This window comes from Mycoplasma sp. 3686h (assembly GCF_056781225.1).
Window position 1 is genome coordinate 390,097 of record NZ_CM165562.1, and the last position, 22,484, is coordinate 412,580.

The following is a 22,484-nucleotide window of genomic DNA, read 5'->3' on the forward strand; positions in this document are numbered from 1 at the left end:
AAATGAGCTCATTGAGCTCATTTTATTCAAAATAAAGTGGAATATATACAAAACATAATAAATAATAAAAAGTATATGTATCGTTAAGAATATCACTGTAATAACTTAATATAACTCTTTGCTTATCAAGATGAATTCTAGCATTAATTTTCATAAAACTAGCAATTCCAGCAAAATCAAAAATCACTGATTTTTCTTGATTACTTGAAGTTAGTTTAAAGCTACTAATTAATGTTCCTTGTTTATCTTGTGTTCTTTTCACTAGCAATTCTTGTGCGTAAGGAGAAAAGATTCTAAAGATTGATTGACGATCATTTGAAGTGAGTTTAAATGTAGAATTGAATTGTTTATTTTCTAATTCAATAGTTTTTAGAGTGTTAAATAATTTATTTTTCAAAGTAAATTTATTATTATCTAAAGATCAATCAAAACTTTTTTCTCCCATAAAATCAGTATATATTTTTATTACACCACGAAAAACGTTTTCCTGTTGTTTTCCGTTTTTTGAATTCACAGTATATTGTCAGTGTAAATAATAATATTCAATTGGGTATTTATTATCTATTAACCAAGTAGCAAGTCGAGTTGCAGAAACTAGTGTAGGTGGAGTTTCGCAAACGGGTTTAACTAATTGCAAATCACCTCTACTCAAACCACCAACTGGATTTAAATTTAATTTTTCTAAAAAATGAGAATCATTAGGTTCTACATATTCAATTTCTGGGGAAATATTTTTGAATGCTTTTTGATAAATTTGCTCTGATCTTGATAGTTCCCTAGTGATACTATTGTTAATATTTTGTTTAGTTTTAAAAAATTTGCCTCAAAAAATTGAACCGATAATAATAAAAATAACAGCAAGCACAAAAACAGCTATCATTCCATATAAACCTACTCTATTTGAGTTGTTTAAAAGAAATTTTAAAGTACCAAGTATTGCACCGACTAATAAAATTCCACCCAAGAAGAACGAAAATATAAAAACAGTTTTCATCTTTCTTAAATCGTCAATTAATTTATTAGTAAAATATTTGTCGACTTTCTCAACAATTAACGGATAAATGGTTTCGTCACATTTACTTTTAAAAGTATCAAAATCTAAATATTCTTTGATAATTTTCATTTTATTAACCTATTATATTAAAAGTTAAATTTAACATCTTCTCTTTTAGCAGCTGAAGCTTGATATAAAGGTTTAGTCGAAAGACCTTCAAATGAAGCAACTACTGAATTTGGTCAGGTAAAAATTGAGCTATTAAATTCATTAACATCCATATTGTAAATTCTTCTAGCCGCAGCAATTTCTCTTTCTAAGTACGCTGATTGTTCCATTAATTCTTTGAATAGATTTGAAGATTTAAGATCTGGATAATTTTCAGATACAGCAATTAAACGTCCAAAAATACTGCTGTTTAATGATTCAATTTGACTTGCGTTAGCAGTTGGGTTTGAGTAAATTAATGAACGCATTTGAGCGAATTGATTTACCATATCTTCTTCTTGTTTTTTATATGCTGAAACTGCATCAGCAAGTTTGGTGAGTGTATCAAAACGTTTGGTAAGTTGTACATCAATCCCTGAAGCAGAATTGTTGATTTTGTTTTGCATTTGTAAAAATTTATTTCTTTTAATTACATAAGGAATACCTATTGTAGGAATAAGAAGTAAAATAAAAATAAATTTTCCTAAAAATCCTGATTGAACTTTGATTGTTCTATTATCAGCAGCAGGATTAAATTCTTCAGTATTTACTGGGTTTTGGTCGAATAAGTTTGACATTTTTTGAACTCCTAAATTATTTTTTAATAATATATTGCAATTATAAAAGAAAATTACAAAATAGCACATTAATTGCACAATATTTATTTTATATTAAAGCAAATATTATTAAAAAAGATTTTAGATTTTAATTTTTAATAATATAATATCTTACACACGAATTTGTTAATTCGTTTATTTTTAAGTTTTCTTTTTTATATTTATAACATATTTTATATAATGATAAATATCGAAATTAATAATAAATGCAAATAGGGTTATAAATATGAAGAAGATTAAAAAAAGTTATGTTATTTTATCAATGGTATTAGGGAGTGTTTCAACACTTTCGCTTGCTTCTTGTACTACTTCAATTACAAAATCTGATAATAAACCAACTTCTCCAAATACAGAAGCTTCTGGCACTTCAAAGGGAAATAATTTACAAAATAACCAAAATCCAAACAATAAAATAAAGGACGAAAATTCAAAAGAAAAAGGAAGCCAAGAAAAAGGAAGCCAAGAAAAAGGAAGCCAAGAAAAAGGAAGCCAAGAAAAAGGAAGCCAAGAAAAAGGAAAGCAAGAAAAAGGAAAGACAAGAAAAAGGAAGTAAGAAAAAGGAAGCCAAGAAAAAGGAAGCCAAGAAAAAGGAAGCCAAGAAAAAGGAATAAACAATTCTAGAGAATGAGCTAATAAACTAGTTGATAAATTTGAAGTTGTTTCTTATGATAATATTAAATCCGAAGTAGAGTATAGTCAATCCAAAGATTATGAAACAGTTAGATTCAGAAAAGGGAAAAATAACATTTTCATTAATTCAGCAGGTCAACAAAAAGAGTTAATTAGACTTAAACCAGAGTTTGATCTTTCGAAAATTACTTTCGAAAGATATGAACCAAGAAAAACCAGAGGTAAAAATAATAAAAAAGCTCAAGCATATGATTATTTAAGTGGTTTGATTGACGATGAAAAACAAACGATTACTATTTCATATCAGTACAATAACCAAGAAGAGCAATTGATTATTAATTATGCTACTTCTACCTCAAGTACTATTGCACAAGCTCCTTTAATTCAAGAAACCAATGATGATTCTCCAATTACTAATTTAACCACTACCAGCGATGAGCATTATTCATACACATACAATCCTAATGATAATTATTATGCATCCTTAAACGGTCTTTCAGGAATGCAATTATTCCAAAAAATCACCCAATTACAAACTCAAAAGCATAGAAATACCAATTATAATCAATTACCTAATTTTTATAATTCGACAAGTGCATTTAAAGATATATATTTTGAAAAAGATAACAGTATTTTGGATATTTATTCAGAAAATCCAAATGGAAAAGATCCGTATGTTTTTAAAAGATACGCAACCAAAGGAGGAGCAAACGAAGGGGATGGAACCAATCGTGAGCACTTAATTCCACAATCGTGATTTGGTAAAATTGAACCGATTAAAAGTGATGCTCAATTTGTATGACCAACTGATATTAAGGTAAATGCAATTCGAGCTAACTATCCACATGGAATGGTTGTTAGTTTGAATCAAAAAACTCAAAATGGTTCAAAACTAGGTACAAATGCAAATGGAGAAATAGTCTTTGAACCAATTGACACATTTAAAGGGGATGTAGCTCGAGCATATTTGTATTTTGCAATTACTTATAATCAAAATGATATTCTCCAAGGAACACATAATATCTTTCAAAAACCATATCCGTACATTAAATCTAATTTCTTAAAAACTTATTTACAATGAGACCAACAAGATCCAGTTGATTTATTTGATGTCAATCGAAATAATGCTATTTATAAATATAATGGATTAAGAAATCCGTTTATTGATTATCCTCATTTAGCTCAAAATCTTTTTGGTGAGCACCCCAAACCATTTGTTAATCAAGGTGTGCTGCTTAATGTCCAACCAATTACCAAGTAATGAAAAAGTAAGTTCTCACTTACTTTTTTTCTCAGTGGAATTTATTTCACTGATTTTTTAAAAATATACAAGTATATTTTTCAAGTTTTCTTTTAAAGAATATAATATTAAATTAAATATATAGAGCTAATTTTACAGAAAGGAACATATGGATGAAGTCTTAAATCGGAATAAATGGATTTTTTGACAATTACTCAAGGGTTATCGTGGCTTAACTCTTGTCAATATTTTATTAGTTATGCTTGAAACAGTTTGTAATGTCATGCTCCCACTTTTAATCGGACTATTAATTGATCATGGATTGCAAGCAAAAGGCAAAGATTCCTTAGGAAATGATATAAATACCACCAATTTAAACGAAGTTTTAAAATATGGTGGTTTATTAGTCTTGTTTGCTTTTTTAGGTTTATCGCTCGGATTAACATCAGGTTTTGTTGGTTCAAAAGCCTCAGCCGGATTGAGTAAAAATATTCGCTCAGCACTCTTTGCTCAAGCAAGCAAATTTTCATTTGAAAACATTGATAAATATAGTGTAGCAACATTAATTAACCGGATGAGTAATGATGTTACTAATATCACCACTGCTTTTAATCAAATGATTCGAATTCCGTTTCGAGCGACTTTTTTACTCATTTTAAATTTAATCTTTTCAATTACCGTTAGCCCACAATTATCGCTAATGTTTTTGGTGATTTTACCTATTTTAATCTTTTTTACTAGCTTGATTTGGTGAAAAACTTATCCAGTTTTTAAGAAAATGTTTGTTGTTTACGATGATTTAAACCAAAAAATTCAAGAGAATTTACAAGGAATGAGAACCATTAAATCGTATGTAACCGAACAAAAAGAAGCTAAAAGCATTTTTGAAAAAGTGACTAAACTTACTAAAATTAATATTTACGTTGAACACGGATTGGTTTTAGGAGTTCCAGCTTTTATGCTTCCAATTTTTACAGCAACACTATTTTTAGGTGGATATGGAACACATTTAATTTTAGATCGAGTAATAAGCACTGGAACATTGCTTTCGTTTTCGTCATATATTTGACAAACATCAGTTGCAGTAACTATGTTCATTGGGGTAATTGGTCAAATAGTTATCGCTGCTCCAAGTGCACGAAGAATTAGTGAAGTAATTCGAGAAATTCCTTCAATTGATGAAAATTTAAATGGTTTAACTACCATAAATAGTGGAAATGTGGAATTTCAAAACGTTTCATTAAGATATTCAAGTAATCGAGGAGAAAGTTTAAGAAACATTAATTTTAGCATTCCATCAGGTCAAACACTAGGAATTGTGGGAAGAACAGGAGCTGGAAAAACATCATTAGTTTCATTGATTGGACGTTTATATGATGTCTCTGAAGGTCAAGTACTTGTTGATGGACATAATGTCAAGGAATACAACATTCATTCATTAAGAGATGCGGTTTCAGTTGTTCTTCAAAAAAATAATCTTTTTAGTGGAACCATTAGAGAAAATTTGCAGTGAGGTAATCTAAATGCAAGTGATGAAGAAATTTATCAAGCTTGTAATCAAGCAGGAATTTTAGATTTTGTGCTTTCACTTGAAAATAAACTTGACACAATAGTTTCTCAAGGTGGTGCTAATTTTTCAGGTGGGCAAAAACAACGTCTTTGTATTGCTCGTGCACTATTAAAGCGTCCGAAAATTTTAATTTTAGATGATTCAACATCAGCTGTTGACACTAAAACTGAAAAACACATTCGTCAATCTTTAACTAATTCAATCAAAGATTGTACTAAAATCATTATCGCTCAAAGAGTTTCGTCAGTAATCGATGCTGATCAAATTATTGTTATTGATCAAGGTGAAATTGTTGCTCGAGGAAACCATCAACAATTAATTGACAATAATGAATTTTATCGCTCAATTTACAATGCTCAATTAAATGCAGGGGGTATTAATGAGAATTAATTTTCAAGGAAAAGATAGTTTAAAAAACACCCCAACAGTTAAATTAAGTTATGCAGAAAAGAAAAAATTCTTTTTTAGACTGATTAATTTAGTGTGAAAAGATCATAAAATGATTATGAGTTTTGTTCTTGTTTTAATCGTTTTATCAAATGTTGGATTACTCTTTAATCAAGTTTTTTTAGGAAAAATTTTAATTGACGGATTATTAACTGATCCAAAAACAGGTGGAATTATTGCTAAAGAAAAATTTGATTGGATTAAGTTTTATTGGATGATGGCTCTTGGAGTAGTTTTATATACTGCTGGAGTGTTATTTAATTTTTTATACCAATGAATTATTGTTAAAATTACCTTTAAAACTATGGCTAAATTAAGAATGGATTTATATGTCCATTCGCAAAAATTACCAATTAAGTTTTTTGATCAGAATCAAAAAGGAGAAATTTTATCTCGTTATACTAGCGATATTGATACACTTAGACAATTTATTTCTAAATCAATTCCAGTCTCAATTAATGCAGTGATTACATTAATTAGCTCATTTGTTGTGATGATGTGATTGAGCTGAATTTTAACCCTAATCACTATTACTTTAGTTTTTGTAATTTTATATGTAATGAAATTTTTGGGTCAAAAATCAGGGAAATACTTTAAAAAACGTCAAGAAATTAATGGTCAATTAATCGGATTTGCTGAAGAAACTTTTAGTGGATTAAAAGTGGTAAAAACTTTTAACCAAGAAAATCAATCGGTTGCTAAATTTGAAAAAATTAATAATGCTTATTACAAATCTGAAAAGAAAGCTAATCGAATTGCTAATTTATTATTCCCAATTGCATTTAACTTAGGATTAATTATTTTTGCTAGTGTTTCTATTATTGGTGGAGTAATTATTTCCAATGAGTCAAGTAGAAACTTTTTTGGTCTAACCGTTGGGATTTTATTCTCGTTTGCACAATTTTCAAGGTCATTTGCATTCCCGTTATCTACTGTGGCTGAACAATCGAATGTTATTATTATGGCTTTAGCTGGTTCAAAAAGGGTTTTTGATATTTTAGATCAAGAACCTGAAATTAATCAAGGAAAAGTCACCTTAGTTAAAATAACTAAGGATTTAGAAGGTAATATTATTGAAAAAGATACCGAAGATCTTTTCAGCATTTACGCATGAAAAATACCAAATCAAAACGGTGGGTTTGAATATAAAGTAACTGATGGGAAAATTGAGTTTAAAAAAGTTTCATTTGGATATGATTCAGATAATTTAATTTTAAAAAATATTTCATTAATCGCACATCCAGGACAAAAAATTGCTCTTGTTGGACCAACTGGAGCTGGAAAAACCACTATAACCAACATTTTAAACCGTTTTTATGAAATCCAAGAAGGTGATGTTTATTTTGATGATATTAATCTTAAAGATATTGACAAAACTTCACTACGTCAAGCCATTGTTATGGTGCTTCAAGATACCCATTTATTCAGCGAAACAATCAAACATAACATTGCTTATGGAGCAGATACTGTCCAAGAACAATTGTTGTACACTAGTGCTGATACTGCTAATATTTCCTATTATATTAATAATTTAAAACACAATTATGAAACTGTTTTATTTGATGGTGGAAGTGAATTATCACAAGGACAAAGACAATTACTTTCAATTGCTCGAGCTGCATATCAAGACGCTCCAGTGGTCATTTTAGATGAAGCAACTTCAAGCATTGATACAAAAACTGAACAATTAGTTCAAAAAGCAATGGATAAACTCATGTCTAGACGGACAAGCTTTGTGATTGCACACCGTCTTTCAACTATTAAAAATTCAGATGTGATTTTAGTACTTAAAGATGGAACAATTATCGAACGTGGAAGTCATGATCAATTAATTGCTCAAAATGGTTATTATTCAGCTCTTTGAGCTAATTCAAAGATTAATCAATAAGAAGAATGATTTAAAAAGCAAGAATAGTCTTGCTTTTTATTTTGATTTTTGTGGATATTGAGAAATTAAAAAACAAAGCTACTGAATTATTGGTAGCTTTGTTTTAAGAAATCTAACATTAATTTTTTTAATAATTTAGCTTATTCTAAAAGTACGTTTTCTAAGACATCAACTGATTTTAGAATCAATCATCTGAATTATTTTTTAAATTTTTTGAAGATTTCTCATCTTGATACTTTTTTTCTTGGTCACCTGCTTGAGGGTATGTAAGAAATTCATTCACTTCTCTAGTCTCTCCATTTGAAGAATACTCTGAGGTTTTTCCAATGAATGAATGGTGTTCATGTGAGTGTGATTTTTCTTCGTGTGAACTTCTTTTTTCTCCAAAGACATTTTCGAGTTTTTCAAGTTCTTCAGGTAATTTATCCGAAGGTTCTTCAGTAAAATAATTATTAAAATTATATTCTTGAGTTTGGGTTTGACGATCAAGGGGATGATATTCAACTTCATGAACTATTTCGGTTTGTTTTTGCACTACTGTGTGGATTGGATCGTTCATTGAATCACCTAGCACACTTGGTTGCTCTTGAATGTGAGTTTGTTCTTCTTTATGGTGTAAAGGAGCTGTATAGCTATTAAACACCATTTGTTCATCACTTTTTAGTGTTGAAGCGTTTTTTTGTTGTTGAAACTCATTAAATTGAGCATCTGCAAATGAAACAGCATCATTATCTTGAATGAACGGTTGTGTAATGGTTTTAGCATTTTGATCATTGCTTCCAGTTACAATAATTGAAACTTTAAATAATTCAGCATTATCTTTAAGATCAACTGGTTCATATCCAATAATTGTGTCAATTCCACCTTCTTCGCTATCTCTTGAAGCTTGGAAAATTTTATATACTCGATCAACAGCACGGTCAATTTCGTTAAGAGTAGCTTTTTTATCAGTTTGAATGTTAATAATCATTCTTGAAGCTTTTGTGATTGGTTTTTCATAAAGTTTTTGTTCAAAAGCTTTTTCTACTGCTTTTTCAGCACGATCTTTCCCAATTGCTGTAGCAATTCCAACCATTGATAAACCACCATTAGTTAACATTTTTCTAACGTCAGCATAATCAATGTTAATAGTTCCAATTCTATATAAAACATCATGGATTGCTAAAATAATATTTTTAAGGGAGATATTAGATAATTGTAATGAATCACTAATTGGTACATCTCCATAGTTTCGGCTTAGTTTGCTATTTGATAAAATGATGTATGAATCAACAACTTGAGCAAGTTTTTGGATTCCTTCATCAGCATATCTTCTTCTTTTTGGACCTTCATAATCAAATGGAGTTGTAATTATTGCTAATGTTAAAGCTCCATTGTTTTTAGCTGCTTCAGCAATAATTGGAGCAGCACCAGTTCCAGTTCCTCCACCAAGTCCAGCAGCGATAATCACCACATCAGCGCCACCGATTTTTTCTTGGATTTCAGATAAACTTTCTTTAGCGGCTTTAGCTCCAACTTCAGGATCAGAACCAGCTCCTAAACCACGGTTATCTTTACCTAAAGCAATTTTGTTTTGGCAATCATTTGAAGCTAGGGCTTGAGCATCAGTATTTGCAACGATAAATTCAACATTTTTGAATTGCTCTTTATTCATCATTTGAATGGCGTTGTTTCCTGCACCACCAACTCCAACAACTTTTAAGACAATTCCAGCGGTGTTACGATCAATGATTTCTTGATTTTCCTGGTTTGCATTCTCAATTTTCTTTTGATTTGCATGCAATTCGTCGTACATATTTTCTCCTTCTTAAAGTAATTTTCAATTGGCAAATAATTCTCTAAAAAGGAGAAATCTTTGCTTTTTGGTATGTTTTACGTCATAATGACTTGAAATGGTATGAGCATTATGATGTTCTTTAAACACAAAAGCTTGAACAAGATTCATAATGCTAATAGTAATTGGTTCTTGTGTTTTTTGAAGTTTATTGCTTAGTGAAGCTTGATTTTTTCATAAAGTTAAAAATCCTAAATTTGAAGGTAAAAAGTATTTTTTCTCGAAATAATTATTCATTCAATCTGATTCACCACTAAAAGAAAGAGTGTTTAATTTTTCAGGATCAATATACCTTTTTCCGACAAATTCTTTCATTTCTAGCTCTAAAAAATCAGTGTACATTTTTAAATAAATATGAGCTTCACTTAAATTTTGATCAGTTCAAATTTGAGTATTATCATTTTGATTAATAATGTATTTGACTTTATTTGTGATGTGTTTAAAAGTTATGTTTTGCTTGTGAGCTATTTTATGAATTAAATTATCAGTACCCACTAGTAATTTTCTATAGCTAATAATAGCTCCATTGTAAACTAACTTTAATAAAGTACAATCTTTATTATTTTCAATTGATAAATTAACTCCATACTCATTTTTCAAAGCTACTGAACGAACTTGACTGGTTAAAAAAACATGAAATTTTTGAGCAGGTATGCTTTGAAATAACTTGAGTATTCTTATGTATTTGTTACTGTAATTTTGGTAACAAAAAGAAGTTTTAGCGAGTATTTTAATAAATTTTTTACCCTTTGGAAATTGATGATAAACCTTAATTTGACCATTTGATTTATATAATAAATATTCATAAGTTATTTTAGTTCCAATTAATTGATAATTGTGAGTCTTGATAAACTCATCAACTTGTTTTTGAACTAAGTGCTCAACAGCCTCTTGAGCATCATCTAACTTAGCAATATCTTGGCTTTCCAGGGTAGTTTTAATCAACTTAACATTAATATTTTCAAATTGTGAATCATCAATAATTACATTAATACTAAGGTGTTTGTTTTCAATTAAAGAAAGTTCATTGTCTATATCTTTAAGTAATTTTTCAATATCACCAACATTGCTTGGCCGAGTAATGTTGAGTTGTGGTTTGGTTTTGACTAAGTAATTGCCATTTACTTGTTCAAGTAAATCAAATGCTATTTGTTCATTTGAAATATGAAAATTACCAAATAATCTAATCACAATGCTCCTTTCGTAATTATTTTCTATATAACACCCTTAGTTTTGCGCTTCTTGAACGTTTGTTTTCTTGAATCTCTTCATTTGAAGGATATATTTGTTTAGCGATGTAATCTTTTTGTGTAAAGATTGGTAGTTTAGCCGGAACTTTATCTTGGATAAGATTTTTAAAAAAGTTCTTTACAATTTTGTCCTCAATTGAGTGAAAAGTTATTATCGCAAGAACAGCATCATGCTTAAGCAAACTAATTGCATCATTAAGCATGATTTTTAATGATTCTAATTCATTATTTACTTCAATTCGAATGGCTTGAAAAACAGCTTTAGAAGGATTTTTTTCTCGAATTAATTTTGCTGGATATGCACGTTTAATGGTGTCAACCAGTTCAAGTGTGGTATTAATTGGACGATTTTCTACAATAGCTTTCGCAACTCTTTTAGAGAGCTTTACATCAGCATAATCTCATAGAATTTGTGCTAATTTTTCCTCACTATACTCATTGACTACATTTCATGCACTTAATGCTTGAGATGTGTCCATTCGCATATCTAATTTGGCATTTTTATTATAGCTAAACCCTCGCTCTGAATTATCAACTTGAGGAGAAGAAATACCTAAATCAGCAATAATTCCATCAACAGCAGTTACCCCTCGCTTAGCTAATTCTGATTTTATATTTTGGAAATCACTTTTAATTAGCTCAAAACACGAGTTTGTTTTACTCAATCGATGTTTTGCGTATTCGATCGCAAAATCATCTTTATCAAAACAATATAACTTACCGTTTGATAGCTTTTCTAAAATTGCTTGAGAATGACCTCCCATTCCCAATGTGAGGTCAACATAAATGCCATTAGATTTAATTTTTAATTGAGAAATTGTTTCATTTAGAAGAACTGAATAATGCAATTTATTATTCATTATCTTCCATTTTTGAAATTTCTTCAGCTAGTTTTGCAAGATCACCATCTTGATAAAGATTTTCAAATGCTTGAAAAGCTTCTTTTGATCAAAGTTCAATGATTGAACCAGTTCCTACAAAAACAACTTCTTTTTGGATAGAAAGTTTATCAATAATAAACTTAGGAAGCGAAATTCGACCTTGTTTATCAAGATTAACTTCAACAACATTGCTCATAATAATTCTAGTTAAATGTCTAACTTTTGAATTGAACTGAGACTTATTTTGAAGTTTTTTGGTGTACGCACTAAAGTTTTCAATACTTCTAAGCTCAAAGTTATTATCAAGCCCTAAAGTGATAAAAAAACTACTTCCAAGTTGGTCTTTATATACCGATGGAAGTACCACACGGTTTTTGTCATCGATTGCTCGAGTGTGTTGTCCGTACATACCACTTCCCCCCACTATCCACCATTATTTTACAACATTAATATCTACTTATTTTAAAAAAATAAAAATTTTCAATTTTGTCATCAAAATTATGGAAAATTATCCAAAAAATCTCAAAATTTTTTCAGATATTAAGGAAAAATCTTATTACTAAAGTGGAGAAGAAAAATATCACCTTTGGAAGGTGATATGACAATAATAAAAAACTAAGCTTTATTATTTGAACCAAATTCATGAATTTTATCTCTAACAACCTGACACATTGCCTTATAACCAGGGAAATAAAGTTTTCTTGGATCAAAATTTTTCCCTTGTAAATCTTGACCTGAAATAATAAATTCTCTAATTGCTTTGTGGTTTGCTTGTTGCAATTCGGTATTAACGTTAATTTTAGTAACTCCTAAAGAAATTGCTTTTTGAATTTGGTCAGATGGAATACCGCTCCCTCCGTGAAGAACAATACCAATTCCAGCTGCTTGTGAAATACGTTCAAGGGTTTCAAAACTTAATGATTTTCAAGTTTTTGGATATGGACCGTGAATGTTTCCGATTCCAGCAGCTAAAACGTCAATTCCTATCGAAGACATTTTTTGGGCTTGTTCAGGATCGGCAAATTCACCATCTCCAACAATTCCATCTTCTTCTCCACCGATAGTACCAACTTCAGCTTCGAATGAATATCCTTTTGCTTTTGCAATCTCCACAAGTTCAGATGTTTTTTGGTAATTTTGTTCAAAAGGTAAATGCGATCCATCAAACATTACTGATGTAAATCCAGGTGTATTTAAAGCCTTTTTAACCCCTTCGTATGAACCGTGATCAAGATGTAAAGCAACCGGAATTTGGATGTTAAGCTCTTGGATAAGAGCTTGAACCATTTCGCTTACAACTTTAAATCCACCCATGTATTTTAAAGCTCCCTCGCTAGTAGCGATAATTACAGGCGAATTTTCCTCTTGAGCAGTTAATAAAACTGCTTTTGTTCACTCTAAATTATTAATATTAATGTGTGGAACTGCGTATTTTCCTTGTTTTGCTTTTTTAAGCATTTCAGATGCATTTACTAATGGCATACTTATTTACTCCTTTTTTAGAAAATTTCTATATTTTTACTTTGTCATGTTCCGTCTTGATTTCTTTCAAAACGTCTGTCAACAGTTAATAATGTGTAAAGCTCACCGATTTTACGTTCTCTAACTTTTTCGTATGAAATTTCTTCAGAAACAAAATTCAAAATCCAGCTTTCTTTGAGTTCGTCCTCAACGACTTGAAAAATTTCTTCAAATGCAAATTTTTGTAAAGTGTCCTTTGAAATTACATCAATTGCAATATCTAACATTGTTCTCATACAATCCTTTCTCAATTGATTTTATTAATATTTTAAACTAGTTCATTCAAACTATTGCTTATTTATCGAAAAATCAAGATGTTACATTTTATCTGGTGCACTCACACCAATTAAATTTAAACCAAGTTTTAAGGTATTTTTAGTTGCTAAAACAACATATGCTAAAGTATTTTCATTTTGGGAACCGATAATTTTAGTTTCAGCGTAAAAACTATTAAATGACTTAGCTAAATCAATTAAATATTGAACCATTAAATTGACCTTATATGTATTAGCAATGGTCTTGATTAATTCAGGGAATTTATCTAATTCTAGTATTAATTTTTGTAATTTAGCTGATGTTTTAAACGATTCGTTGATACTAGTTAAATTAATTTTATTTAATAGTGAAACTGCTCTTGAATGTGCGTATTGAACAATAAAGACAGGGTTTTTTTGGTCTTTTTGATTTGATAAGTTAATATCAAAATCAAATTTACTATTAACTTCTCGACTGAGCATGGTAAAACGAACTGCGTCAGTTGAACTTTCTTCAAGTAAATCACTCAAAAAGACACTCGTTCCTGCTCTTTTGGACATTTTGTATTCTTGTCCATCTTTGAGCAGTCTAACTAATTGAACAACCAAAATTTCAACTTTATCATCCGAATAACCTAAACATTTAAGTGAAATCTTCAATCTATTAATATAACCTGAGTGATCAGCCCCTCAAACATTTAAAAGTTTTTCAGCTTTTTGAGCTTTAGTTAGGTGATAAGCAATATCTGGAAGTAAATATGTATAAGAACCATCTTGTTTGATTAAAACTCTATCCTTATCATCGCCAAATTTTTCAGTTTGTAAAAATAAAGCACCATCTTTAAGATAAGTATGTTCTTTTAAATTATTTAAAACTAATTCAATAGCTTTTTGTTCATACAATGATTGCTCACTGAAATATGTATCAATTGTCACGTTAAAATCAGCTAAATCTTTTTTAATTTTATCTAAAAGAATCCCGATGCAAACTTGTCTAAATTCTTTTGTGTCTGTTTTATGTACAAATTGGTCATTATATTGCTTCTTAATTTCATTAGCAAGTCAGATAATATCTTCACCTTTGTATGAAATTTCAGGGAATGGCATTTTAATTCCGAAAAGATCATGATATCTAACTGATGTTGATTCAGTTAATACATTAATTTGATTCCCGGCATCATTAATGTAATATTCTTTTTCAACATTATGTCCTGCGTGAATTAAAATTCTACCTAAAGAATCTCCAAAAGCAGCACCACGGGCATGACCTACGTGCAAGAATCCTGTAGGATTCGCTGAAACAAATTCTAGGTTAATTTTTTGACTTAGAACTTGATTTTTACCATAGTTTTGATTTAATTGAGAAATTTGATAAACCTTTTTAATTAATACTTGATTACTAATTACCAGATTGATAAAACCGGGTTTAGCTACATCTATCTTTGCAAAAAATGTGTCTTTTTGTAGTTGTTCTTGAATTTTATAAGCTAAATTCAAAGGAGAATCATTAAAATATTTTTTGGCTATAAAAGCAACATTAGTAGCGAAATGATAAGTTGTTTGTTCTTGATTTAAATCATCAGGAACATTAGGTGAAGAAAGATTGTAATTTAACGATTCAATTTGCAATTTTTCATCTAGGACTTTTTCGTTTTTTAATTGTCTTAAAATGTTGTTAATTTTATCTTTTACTTCCAAAAATAGGGACATATTCCTCCTTATAGTCTTTTAATTATATAAGAAAAAAGCGATTAAAACCATATATAATTATATTTATGTTTTACAAAATTTATGTATGTGGTCCAACGGTTTATAATAGTGTACATATTGGGAATATTAGACCCATTTTATCAATGGATCTAATTTTAAAAGCAGCAAGAAATTTAGGCAAAAAATTTTATTTTGTCCACAATATTACAGATATTGATGACAAAATCATCAATCGAGCAATGCAAGAAAATGTTTCTGAAAAACAAATTGCTCAAAAGTACGCTCAAGAGTACCTTAGCTTACTTGAACAATTAAATGTAAACACTATTTCTAAAATTGAATATGTAACTGAAAATTTACAACACATTGATAAGTTTATTAAAAACCTAATTATTAGTAAAAACGCATACATAGATAAAGATAAGAACGTATGATTTGATGTTGAAAAAAATCAAAAACAATATGGTTTAGTTTCAAATCAAAAGCTTGAAAATATGATTTTTGAAGATACTCAATATCAAAAGAAACATCCGTCAGATTTTGCTTTATGAAAAACAAAAACACCTGGAATTCAATATCCATCATCATTTGGATACGGTAGACCTGGATGACATACTGAATGCTGTGTGATGATTTATAAAAATTTTGGTTCACAAGGGGTAGATGTTCACGGAGGTGGTACTGATTTAATTTTTCCGCATCATGAAAATGAAAATATTCAATTTCAAGCCTTGACCGGAAATAAAATAGCTAAAAAATGACTTCGCACTGGAACATTAAATTTAAATGGAATTAAAATGTCTAAATCATTAAACAATGTGATTTTAGCAAAGGATTTTATAAACATTCATGGTGCTGATGTTTATAAATTTATTTTACTTATGAACTCAATTACTGGGATTATTAATCTAGATGATAATGCTATTTATAATGCAAATAAATTAATTAATAAGATTACTAAAATTTATTTTAAAGTATTTAGATCACAAGTTTCAAACATTTCATATGACCAAGAAACATATAATCAAGCTATGAATTTTATTCTAGATTTAAATTTTTCTAAATTTATGAATTTAACCCACGATCTTATTAAAAAAGCAAACAATAATCCCAAAGACGCATTAACTTTGATTAAAATTTTTAATTCAATGGATTTTAATTTTAAAAATATTAATTATCAAGAATGTTTAGACTTATACAAACAATGAGAAATACTCAATTCCCAAAAAAAATACGAACAAAGCGACCAAATTCGAAGTCTTCTAATTAAGAAGGGAATTTTTTAAATGAATAAATTCATAATCAGTGGTAAAAACTCTGTGCTTGAAGCTTATAATAATAATTTACCCATTTTAAAAATTTTATTATCCAAAAAAGAAAATGCAATCTTCTTTGATAATAAAAAAACAATCATTCAAATTGTAGACACACAAGCTTTAAATTCAATTACTAAAGAAAACCACCAAGGATTTGTTGCTTTTTTACAAGAGATTAACTATAAAGATATCAATTATTTAATTAAGCATAAACCCAAAGGTGTTTTAGTACTCGATAAAATCCAAGACCCACATAATTTAGGAGCAATCATTAGAACTGCTAATGCAGCCGGAATTAAAGATATTATATATCCTAAAGAAAATTCTTGTGATCTTAATGCAACAGTATTAAAGGTCGCAAGTGGTGGATTTGTCAATATGAATTTTTACCGTGTTAATTCTATTAGTGCAACAATCACTAAGCTCAAAAAAGTAGGTTTTTGAGCTTATGCTACAATTTTGACCCCAAATTCTCTCAACCACACCAAAGTTAATTACAATACACCTTCACTTTTAATTATCGGTAATGAAGCAAGCGGAATTTCAAAAAGTGTTCTTGCAGTTTGTGACCAGAATGTTCACATTAAACAATATGGAAGCGTTCAATCGCTTAATGCTTCTGTGGCTACAGGAATAATTCTTTTTGATTTTGCTAGCAAAATAAATGAAGAATAAATCCTACGTTTACCGCGAAGATTTACGAGATGAAATTATTAATTATTTTAAATTACATAACTTTATAAAAATCAGATGATCACATTTATTGAGCTTAATTTACGAATTTATTAAATATAAAATTCGTTCACTAGCACGCAAAATTTTATATTTACATTCATTTAACAACGGTATTTGTGAAGATGAAATTCAAAATTATATTTACTCAATTTTGCTTGAAATTATTGAATATTGAAAGAATTTCCTACATATTCCTTTTGAAGCATATTTTTGAAATACAATCAAATTGAAAATGATAAATTATATTAACAAAACCAATAATCGACAGTTTGATTTTGAGGAAAAGGTAGCTAATAAAATTAGCAATTTAAGAGGAATTTTCTACAATTATGATTTGAAAAATTCAACTAATGATAATTGTAAAATTTATAATTTAGATTTTCTTAAAATAATTGCTTCAGATTCTGAATATGAATTTTTAAAAAGTTCAATCAATAAAGAATCATCTGAATCTGAACTTTATTCTACATATCAAAAGAATAAAATAATTCGTTCAATTAATTTTAAAATTCAACAGTTTCAGAAAAATAATTATTAACACACAGGAATCAAGATGGAAGATAAATTTGCTAACATACACATTTTTAGCACCGATACAGTTACTGGAATTGGTGGACCGATTAGTTCTAGAACTTTAGACTTATTGTACGAGCTTAAAAATCGACCACGATATAAAAAAATCATGATTTTAGTATCATCAATTAAACAAGCTCAACAATTTAAACAATGGAATAACCAAGCAACTCAAGTGGCTCAAAAATATTGACCCGGAGCTTATAGTATCATTGTTAATGACCAAGGTTTTCGAATGCCTAATAATCAATTATTATTAGATTTTTTAGACCAAAATGGACCAATGTATGTGACTAGTGCAAATTTATCCGGAGATAAACCAATTACTCTTAAGCAAGCAAAGGATATTTTTCCACAAATAAAAAATGTGCATGATTTTGGTCAATCCTCAGGAAAACCAAGCACATTAATTAATTTAGATAAAAATTTTGAAATAACAAACAGAGATTAATTCTTAATAATTTAAATAACAAATCAATATTGCTAGTGAAGTGCTAAATCCAACGATTATAAATGAATAAAAACTTTTATAAGTGTGATTTTGTTGCTCTTGCTCTTGTTTTTGTTTGATTGCTAAATCACGAAGTTTAGCATCATCAGCACTCAAATTTCTTAACATTGCTTGTCTATCTTTGTGTTTGGTAATGTTTTTTAAAAAACTATTTTTTCCAACTACTACAACTAAATTTACTAAAAAAGAAATAGCAAAAGCGATAATCAGTGCATCGATTAATTGTTGAGACTTTGAAAAATCATATCCTCTATAGTATGCTAAAAGAATAACTATACCCACTAAAATAGCGTGAAAAAAGATTATTAAATAAAATTTAATTGTTCTGATTTCATGTGCAAAGCGGTGCACTAAATAATTTAATAATTTTTTCATCTCTTCTTTCTAATTGAATAATTAAAATTTAATGTATTTTAGATTAACTTTAAAGCTTGCAACTCTTTGCAAGCTATTTTATCTAATTATAAACGATTAAAAGTTGCTCTGTCCCCAAAAAAGCAATTGCTTTTTTATTTAAAATAAATTATTATAATTTATAAAATATGCCAGAATATCCAGAAGTAACCGTTGTTAGAAAAACTTTACAAAATGAAGTTAAAGGATCAAAAATTATTGATGTGAAAATTTTTGATTCTAAATTTATTAAAAATGCTTCAGCACAAGAATTTATTGATTTTGTAAAGGGCGAAATTATTAAAGATATCTCAAATGTTGGGAAATTTTTAGTTTTTCATTTAAGTAATAATAAACGTTTTCTTTCACATTTAAGAATGGAAGGTAAGTACTACATTAGAGATGTTCAAGTCTTAGAAAATTATCATTACAAGCATGATTATTTATACTTTTATCTTGAAAATAAGGGAGTTTTAGCTTACAATGATACTCGAAAATTTGGAAGTTTTGAAATTTTAGATGCTTCACAAAATCATTTAAGTATTCACGAAATTAAAAATTTAGCTCAATTACCTGGATTTGTAAATGTTGACCAGCTTTACCAAAAGCTACAAAAATCAAATAAATCAATTAAAACTATTTTGCTTGACCAATCACTAATTTTAGGAATTGGAAACATTTATGCTGATGAATCCTTATATCATTGCAACATTTTTCCCATGACAAAAGCTAAAGATCTTTCAAAAGAGCAACTCACTCAATTACTTAACGCTGCTCAAGTAATTATGGATGCAAGTATTCATGCTGGCGGAAGCTCAGTGCACTCATACAAAGCAGTTAATGGAGTAATAGGAACATTCCAAAATGAGCTCAAAGTGTACGGACAAGCTAAAAAAGTTTGCATGAAGTGTAAAAAATCTGAAATTAAAAAAGTCAAATTAGATTTTAAACCAAACGGAAGAGGGACAAGTTATTGTCCTGTGTGCCAGAAAGATCCTTATGAATAAAAAATTAATTATAGTAGTTGATATGCTTAATGGGTTTACTCATTTTGGGTCTTTAGCTAGTGAGAATATTCAAAAAATCATTTACCCAATTGAGCAAGAGCTTGCTAAAGGAGATGATGTAATTTTCGTATGTGATGCTCATAGCGAAAATGATTTAGAATTAAAACAATATCCAATGCATTGTAAAAAGAACACCCAAGAATCCCAAATAGTCCCAGAATTACAGCGTTTTGTCACTGAAAACAATGTTTATTATAAAAATACAACTAATGCATTTTGAGAATTGTTAACATTAAATATTTGGAATAAATATGACCAATTTTTAATTGTTGGATGTTGTACAGATATATGCGTTTTACAATTATCTTTATCAATTCGTACTTATTTTAATAAGATTGCTATGGATAAGGAAATTATTGTTTCTTCGTCTTTAGTTGCTACTTATGATTCGCCGAATCATAATGCTCAAGAATTTCATCAATTTGCTCTTAAATTAATGGAACAAGCAGGAGTAAAAATCATTTAAAATGTTTAAAAAGGTTTCAATTGACCTGCACGGTTATGAGTGAATTGAGGCTCAAAATAAAATTTTGCTTTTAATTGACGATTTAAAAAAGTTTAAGGTTGACCAAATTTTGTTCATCACTGGAAAAGGAACACGAGCATTAATCACTCAAACCACTAAGTTACTTGATGATTATTTTGTTACTTGAGAATTGGTTAATAATAATGGTGCAGTTTTAGCTTATTTACCCAGTCAATTTGATCAATGTGAATATGAGCAAATGTTTGAATCGCAAGAACAAGCCAGTCAACAAGATGTAGAAAATATTTTTAACGAATTTTTACAAACACTTAAAAACGTAAAATAAGCTATAATGAATTTATGAAAGCCAAAAAAAGTTTATTTAAATTAGCAATGAAAGATGCAAAAGGTCAACTTAAAAAAGGAAACATTTTTATGTTGGCTACAGCATTTATTTTAGGAAATGTTTTTGGGGCATTAGTTTCATCATTTGCCAATGACATTTTAATGGGGATGATTACTTCAATTGTTGGACAAAACGATTTAGATAAATTAAGTTACAAAGCAATTAAATATGGAAAATTTCTCGGAGCTTTAATTTACTTTGTGGTCGTTTCATTGTTTGTGTTTGTCTTTTTATGAGTTTATTTTAGTGTTATGAGACTCAAAAAAACTTACTTAGACAATAACGAACAACCTAAAGAACCAGAAAAAAAACCTGCTCCAACCACTGATGAATTAATCCTAGCAGAATTAAAAAATATTAATCAAAAACTCAATAAAGAATAAGGCCTAAATCAAGGTCTTATTTTAATGTTAAGTTTATTTTTTTTAAAGTTAAAAAAAGCTATAGCTTTTTTAAGTTAAAAGTTATAATTTAAAAATGAATAATGTAGTAGTATAAAAGGAGAAATATGTTAAAAGTGATTTCACACCCATTGATTGATATTAAACTAAGTAAAATGCGTTCAGTTGAAACTGGCCATTTAGTGTTTAAAAACAATCTCAACGAAATTGCATCACTTATGGTTTACGAAGTGATGCGCGATTATCAAACCAAGCAAGTTGAAATTATGACCCCATTAAATGTCAATTTTGCTGGTAAAGATTTTGATAAAGAAATTATTATCGTCCCAATTTTACGTGCTGGATTAGGAATGGTTGATGGTTTAATCCAATTAATGCCTCAAGCTAAAGTTGGACACATTGGAATATATCGAAACGAAAAAACCCTTCAACCAGTTGAATATTTTTACAAAATGCCTGAAGTAAGTAAAGATTCAAAAGTAATCGTGGTTGATCCAATGCTTGCCACAGGAAATTCAGCAGTTGATGCTATTAACACCCTTTACAAAGACGGATTTACCAATGTTGAATTAGTTTGTTTAGTTGGAGTGCAAGAAGGTGTCAATAATGTTGAAAAACATTTTGGGAAAGATTTTAAAATTTATCTTGCAGCATTAGATGAAAAACTAAACGAACATGGTTATATTGTTCCTGGTCTTGGTGATGCAGGTGATCGTATTTTTGGAACTAAATAAGAATGCAATCTAAATCAAAATCAAAAACACAAACCGATTATCGGTTTGTTTGTTGCTCCCAACCCATTAAATCTTGGAAACAAAAAGATTCGCAAACTTACATTAAATATGGAATTAATGATTACCGTGATATTTCTAAAATTGTTTCTTGTGGTCTAATTCTTGCTTTAGCACTCATTTTTAGTGCTATTAGTAAATTTACACCCAATGTTTTTAACTTTTTGCAATTTAATTTTTCGCTCATTCCAATTTTATTTGGATTTTACGTTGTCGGGTGGAAATATGGATTAGCTATTATTTTTATTAACTTTTTAATCGCTCCTTTATTTAGCTCGTCAGGACAAAGTTTTGATATTCGCTACTTAGGTCAATTTAATTTGCTTATTTTGCATTTAGTCTTTGTCTTTGTGCAAATCTATTCATTTAAATATATTTTAAAATTAGTCAATTTAAGAACAAAAGGGAATCATAATCAAAAAAATAAATTATTAAAAATCTTAATTGCTTATGCGCTCTCAATCACTTTTACTACCATTATTACTACATTAACCTTAAGCACTATTAACACTTTCTTTATTAATTTAGCTTATTTCCAACTCTTTTTTAAAATTCCATTTTCACTTCAAGCAACGATTGATTCATACCCAAGTTTTAAATTTTTATTTTTAAATATTAATAATTATTTTGCTGGTTCATACACTTTATACGTTATTTTCAATATTATTAACCTTTCGCTTAATTTAGTTATTATTACATTGATTTGAGCTTTAGATTGAAAAACCCGTGTCATTAGTAATTTAAAATACAAGCATAATATTTTTTATTAATTTTACATAAGG

General features: G+C 28.8%; 24 protein-coding genes. 14 read left to right on the top strand and 10 right to left on the bottom strand.

The window, feature by feature from the left end; translation table 4 throughout:
- Positions 1 to 22: 22 nt before the first annotated feature.
- Complete coding sequence (locus AC1RP9_RS01800; protein WP_481822674.1) at positions 23 to 1,123, bottom strand: hypothetical protein; 1,101 nt, start codon at positions 1,121 to 1,123, stop codon at positions 23 to 25.
- A 17-nt stretch (positions 1,124 to 1,140) separates the two neighbouring features.
- The gene (locus tag AC1RP9_RS01805; protein ID WP_481822675.1) at positions 1,141 to 1,779 is read right to left on the bottom strand and encodes a LemA family protein; all 639 of its coding nucleotides are present in this window, start codon (positions 1,777 to 1,779) and stop codon (positions 1,141 to 1,143) included.
- Between the two features lie 265 nt (positions 1,780 to 2,044).
- Between AC1RP9_RS01805 and AC1RP9_RS01810 the strand changes: the two genes are divergently transcribed.
- The 4 genes from AC1RP9_RS01810 (at position 2,045) to AC1RP9_RS01825 (ending at position 7,593) form a co-directional block, all read left to right on the top strand.
- The gene (locus tag AC1RP9_RS01810) at positions 2,045 to 2,371 is read left to right on the top strand and encodes a hypothetical protein (RefSeq protein ID WP_481822676.1); all 327 of its coding nucleotides are present in this window, start codon (positions 2,045 to 2,047) and stop codon (positions 2,369 to 2,371) included.
- A gap of 342 nt (positions 2,372 to 2,713) precedes the next feature.
- Positions 2,714 to 3,709 (top strand): endonuclease, encoded by a 996-nt coding sequence (locus AC1RP9_RS01815; protein ID WP_481822677.1) that lies wholly within the window; start codon positions 2,714 to 2,716, stop codon positions 3,707 to 3,709.
- A 148-nt stretch (positions 3,710 to 3,857) separates the two neighbouring features.
- A complete protein-coding gene (locus AC1RP9_RS01820; RefSeq protein WP_481822678.1) occupies positions 3,858 to 5,648 on the top strand; it encodes an ABC transporter ATP-binding protein in 1,791 nt (596 codons plus the stop codon).
- The gene (locus AC1RP9_RS01825; RefSeq protein WP_481822679.1) at positions 5,638 to 7,593 is read left to right on the top strand and encodes an ABC transporter ATP-binding protein; all 1,956 of its coding nucleotides are present in this window, start codon (positions 5,638 to 5,640) and stop codon (positions 7,591 to 7,593) included. The genes AC1RP9_RS01820 and AC1RP9_RS01825 overlap by 11 nt, the downstream gene beginning before the upstream one ends.
- 178 nt (positions 7,594 to 7,771) lie before the next feature.
- On the opposite strand, the gene AC1RP9_RS01830 is transcribed toward AC1RP9_RS01825, so the two are convergent.
- The 7 genes from AC1RP9_RS01830 to argS all read right to left on the bottom strand — a co-directional run bounded on the left by AC1RP9_RS01830 (position 7,772) and on the right by argS (position 15,043).
- Positions 7,772 to 9,388, bottom strand: a complete 1,617-nt coding sequence (locus AC1RP9_RS01830; RefSeq protein ID WP_481822680.1) for a cell division protein FtsZ — start codon at positions 9,386 to 9,388, stop codon at positions 7,772 to 7,774.
- A 12-nt stretch (positions 9,389 to 9,400) separates the two neighbouring features.
- Positions 9,401 to 10,618 carry an MAG3720 family protein gene (locus AC1RP9_RS01835; protein WP_481822681.1) on the bottom strand — a complete coding sequence of 406 codons (1,218 nt, stop codon included), beginning with the start codon at positions 10,616 to 10,618 and terminating at the stop codon, positions 9,401 to 9,403.
- 16 nt (positions 10,619 to 10,634) lie between these two features.
- Positions 10,635 to 11,537, bottom strand: a complete 903-nt coding sequence (gene rsmH, locus AC1RP9_RS01840; RefSeq protein WP_481822682.1) for a 16S rRNA (cytosine(1402)-N(4))-methyltransferase RsmH — start codon at positions 11,535 to 11,537, stop codon at positions 10,635 to 10,637.
- Positions 11,530 to 11,967 (bottom strand): division/cell wall cluster transcriptional repressor MraZ, encoded by a 438-nt coding sequence (locus AC1RP9_RS01845; RefSeq protein WP_481822683.1) that lies wholly within the window; start codon positions 11,965 to 11,967, stop codon positions 11,530 to 11,532. Before AC1RP9_RS01845 ends, rsmH begins: the two co-directional genes overlap by 8 nt.
- 206 nt (positions 11,968 to 12,173) lie before the next feature.
- Entirely contained in the window at positions 12,174 to 13,040 is an 867-nt protein-coding gene (gene fba, locus AC1RP9_RS01850) for a class II fructose-1,6-bisphosphate aldolase (protein ID WP_481822684.1), read from the bottom strand.
- A gap of 17 nt (positions 13,041 to 13,057) precedes the next feature.
- Positions 13,058 to 13,306, bottom strand: a complete 249-nt coding sequence (rpoE, locus tag AC1RP9_RS01855; RefSeq protein WP_481822685.1) for a DNA-directed RNA polymerase subunit delta — start codon at positions 13,304 to 13,306, stop codon at positions 13,058 to 13,060.
- Between the two features lie 90 nt (positions 13,307 to 13,396).
- The gene (gene argS / locus AC1RP9_RS01860; RefSeq protein WP_481822686.1) at positions 13,397 to 15,043 is read right to left on the bottom strand and encodes an arginine--tRNA ligase; all 1,647 of its coding nucleotides are present in this window, start codon (positions 15,041 to 15,043) and stop codon (positions 13,397 to 13,399) included.
- Between the two features lie 65 nt (positions 15,044 to 15,108).
- Here argS and AC1RP9_RS01865 point away from each other — a divergent pair, with 65 nt between their 5' ends.
- Genes AC1RP9_RS01865 through AC1RP9_RS01880 form a run of 4 tightly spaced genes read left to right on the top strand, consistent with a single transcriptional unit; the run spans position 15,109 to position 18,118 of the window.
- Positions 15,109 to 16,329, top strand: coding sequence for a class I tRNA ligase family protein (locus AC1RP9_RS01865; RefSeq protein WP_481822687.1), 1,221 nt, complete (start codon positions 15,109 to 15,111; stop codon positions 16,327 to 16,329).
- The gene (gene rlmB, locus AC1RP9_RS01870) at positions 16,330 to 17,034 is read left to right on the top strand and encodes a 23S rRNA (guanosine(2251)-2'-O)-methyltransferase RlmB (protein WP_481822688.1); all 705 of its coding nucleotides are present in this window, start codon (positions 16,330 to 16,332) and stop codon (positions 17,032 to 17,034) included. It abuts the gene before it with no gap.
- On the top strand, positions 17,024 to 17,632 hold the full coding sequence (locus AC1RP9_RS01875) for a hypothetical protein (protein WP_481822689.1): 609 nt from the start codon (positions 17,024 to 17,026) through the stop codon (positions 17,630 to 17,632). The genes rlmB and AC1RP9_RS01875 overlap by 11 nt, the downstream gene beginning before the upstream one ends.
- Before the next feature lie 15 nt (positions 17,633 to 17,647).
- On the top strand, positions 17,648 to 18,118 hold the full coding sequence (locus AC1RP9_RS01880) for an L-threonylcarbamoyladenylate synthase (protein WP_481822690.1): 471 nt from the start codon (positions 17,648 to 17,650) through the stop codon (positions 18,116 to 18,118).
- Positions 18,119 to 18,121: 3 nt separating this feature from the next.
- Here AC1RP9_RS01880 and AC1RP9_RS01885 read toward each other — a convergent pair whose 3' ends face one another.
- Positions 18,122 to 18,553 carry a hypothetical protein gene (locus AC1RP9_RS01885; RefSeq protein ID WP_481822691.1) on the bottom strand — a complete coding sequence of 144 codons (432 nt, stop codon included), beginning with the start codon at positions 18,551 to 18,553 and terminating at the stop codon, positions 18,122 to 18,124.
- A gap of 167 nt (positions 18,554 to 18,720) precedes the next feature.
- On the opposite strand from AC1RP9_RS01885, the gene mutM reads away from it, so the two are divergent.
- From mutM to AC1RP9_RS01915, 6 genes are all read left to right on the top strand, one after another.
- Positions 18,721 to 19,578 carry a bifunctional DNA-formamidopyrimidine glycosylase/DNA-(apurinic or apyrimidinic site) lyase gene (gene mutM / locus AC1RP9_RS01890; protein ID WP_481822692.1) on the top strand — a complete coding sequence of 286 codons (858 nt, stop codon included), beginning with the start codon at positions 18,721 to 18,723 and terminating at the stop codon, positions 19,576 to 19,578.
- Positions 19,571 to 20,104, top strand: a complete 534-nt coding sequence (locus AC1RP9_RS01895; RefSeq protein WP_481822693.1) for a cysteine hydrolase family protein — start codon at positions 19,571 to 19,573, stop codon at positions 20,102 to 20,104. Before mutM ends, AC1RP9_RS01895 begins: the two co-directional genes overlap by 8 nt.
- Position 20,105: 1 nt before the next feature.
- Positions 20,106 to 20,450, top strand: a complete 345-nt coding sequence (locus tag AC1RP9_RS01900; RefSeq protein WP_481822694.1) for a Smr/MutS family protein — start codon at positions 20,106 to 20,108, stop codon at positions 20,448 to 20,450.
- A 14-nt stretch (positions 20,451 to 20,464) separates the two neighbouring features.
- Positions 20,465 to 20,893, top strand: a complete 429-nt coding sequence (locus AC1RP9_RS01905; RefSeq protein ID WP_481822695.1) for an MscL family protein — start codon at positions 20,465 to 20,467, stop codon at positions 20,891 to 20,893.
- 125 nt (positions 20,894 to 21,018) lie between these two features.
- Positions 21,019 to 21,645 carry a uracil phosphoribosyltransferase gene (gene upp / locus AC1RP9_RS01910; RefSeq protein ID WP_481822696.1) on the top strand — a complete coding sequence of 209 codons (627 nt, stop codon included), beginning with the start codon at positions 21,019 to 21,021 and terminating at the stop codon, positions 21,643 to 21,645.
- A gap of 2 nt (positions 21,646 to 21,647) precedes the next feature.
- Entirely contained in the window at positions 21,648 to 22,472 is an 825-nt protein-coding gene (locus tag AC1RP9_RS01915; RefSeq protein ID WP_481822697.1) for an MPN527 family putative ECF transporter permease subunit, read from the top strand.
- The last annotated feature ends 12 nt before the right edge of the window (positions 22,473 to 22,484 follow it).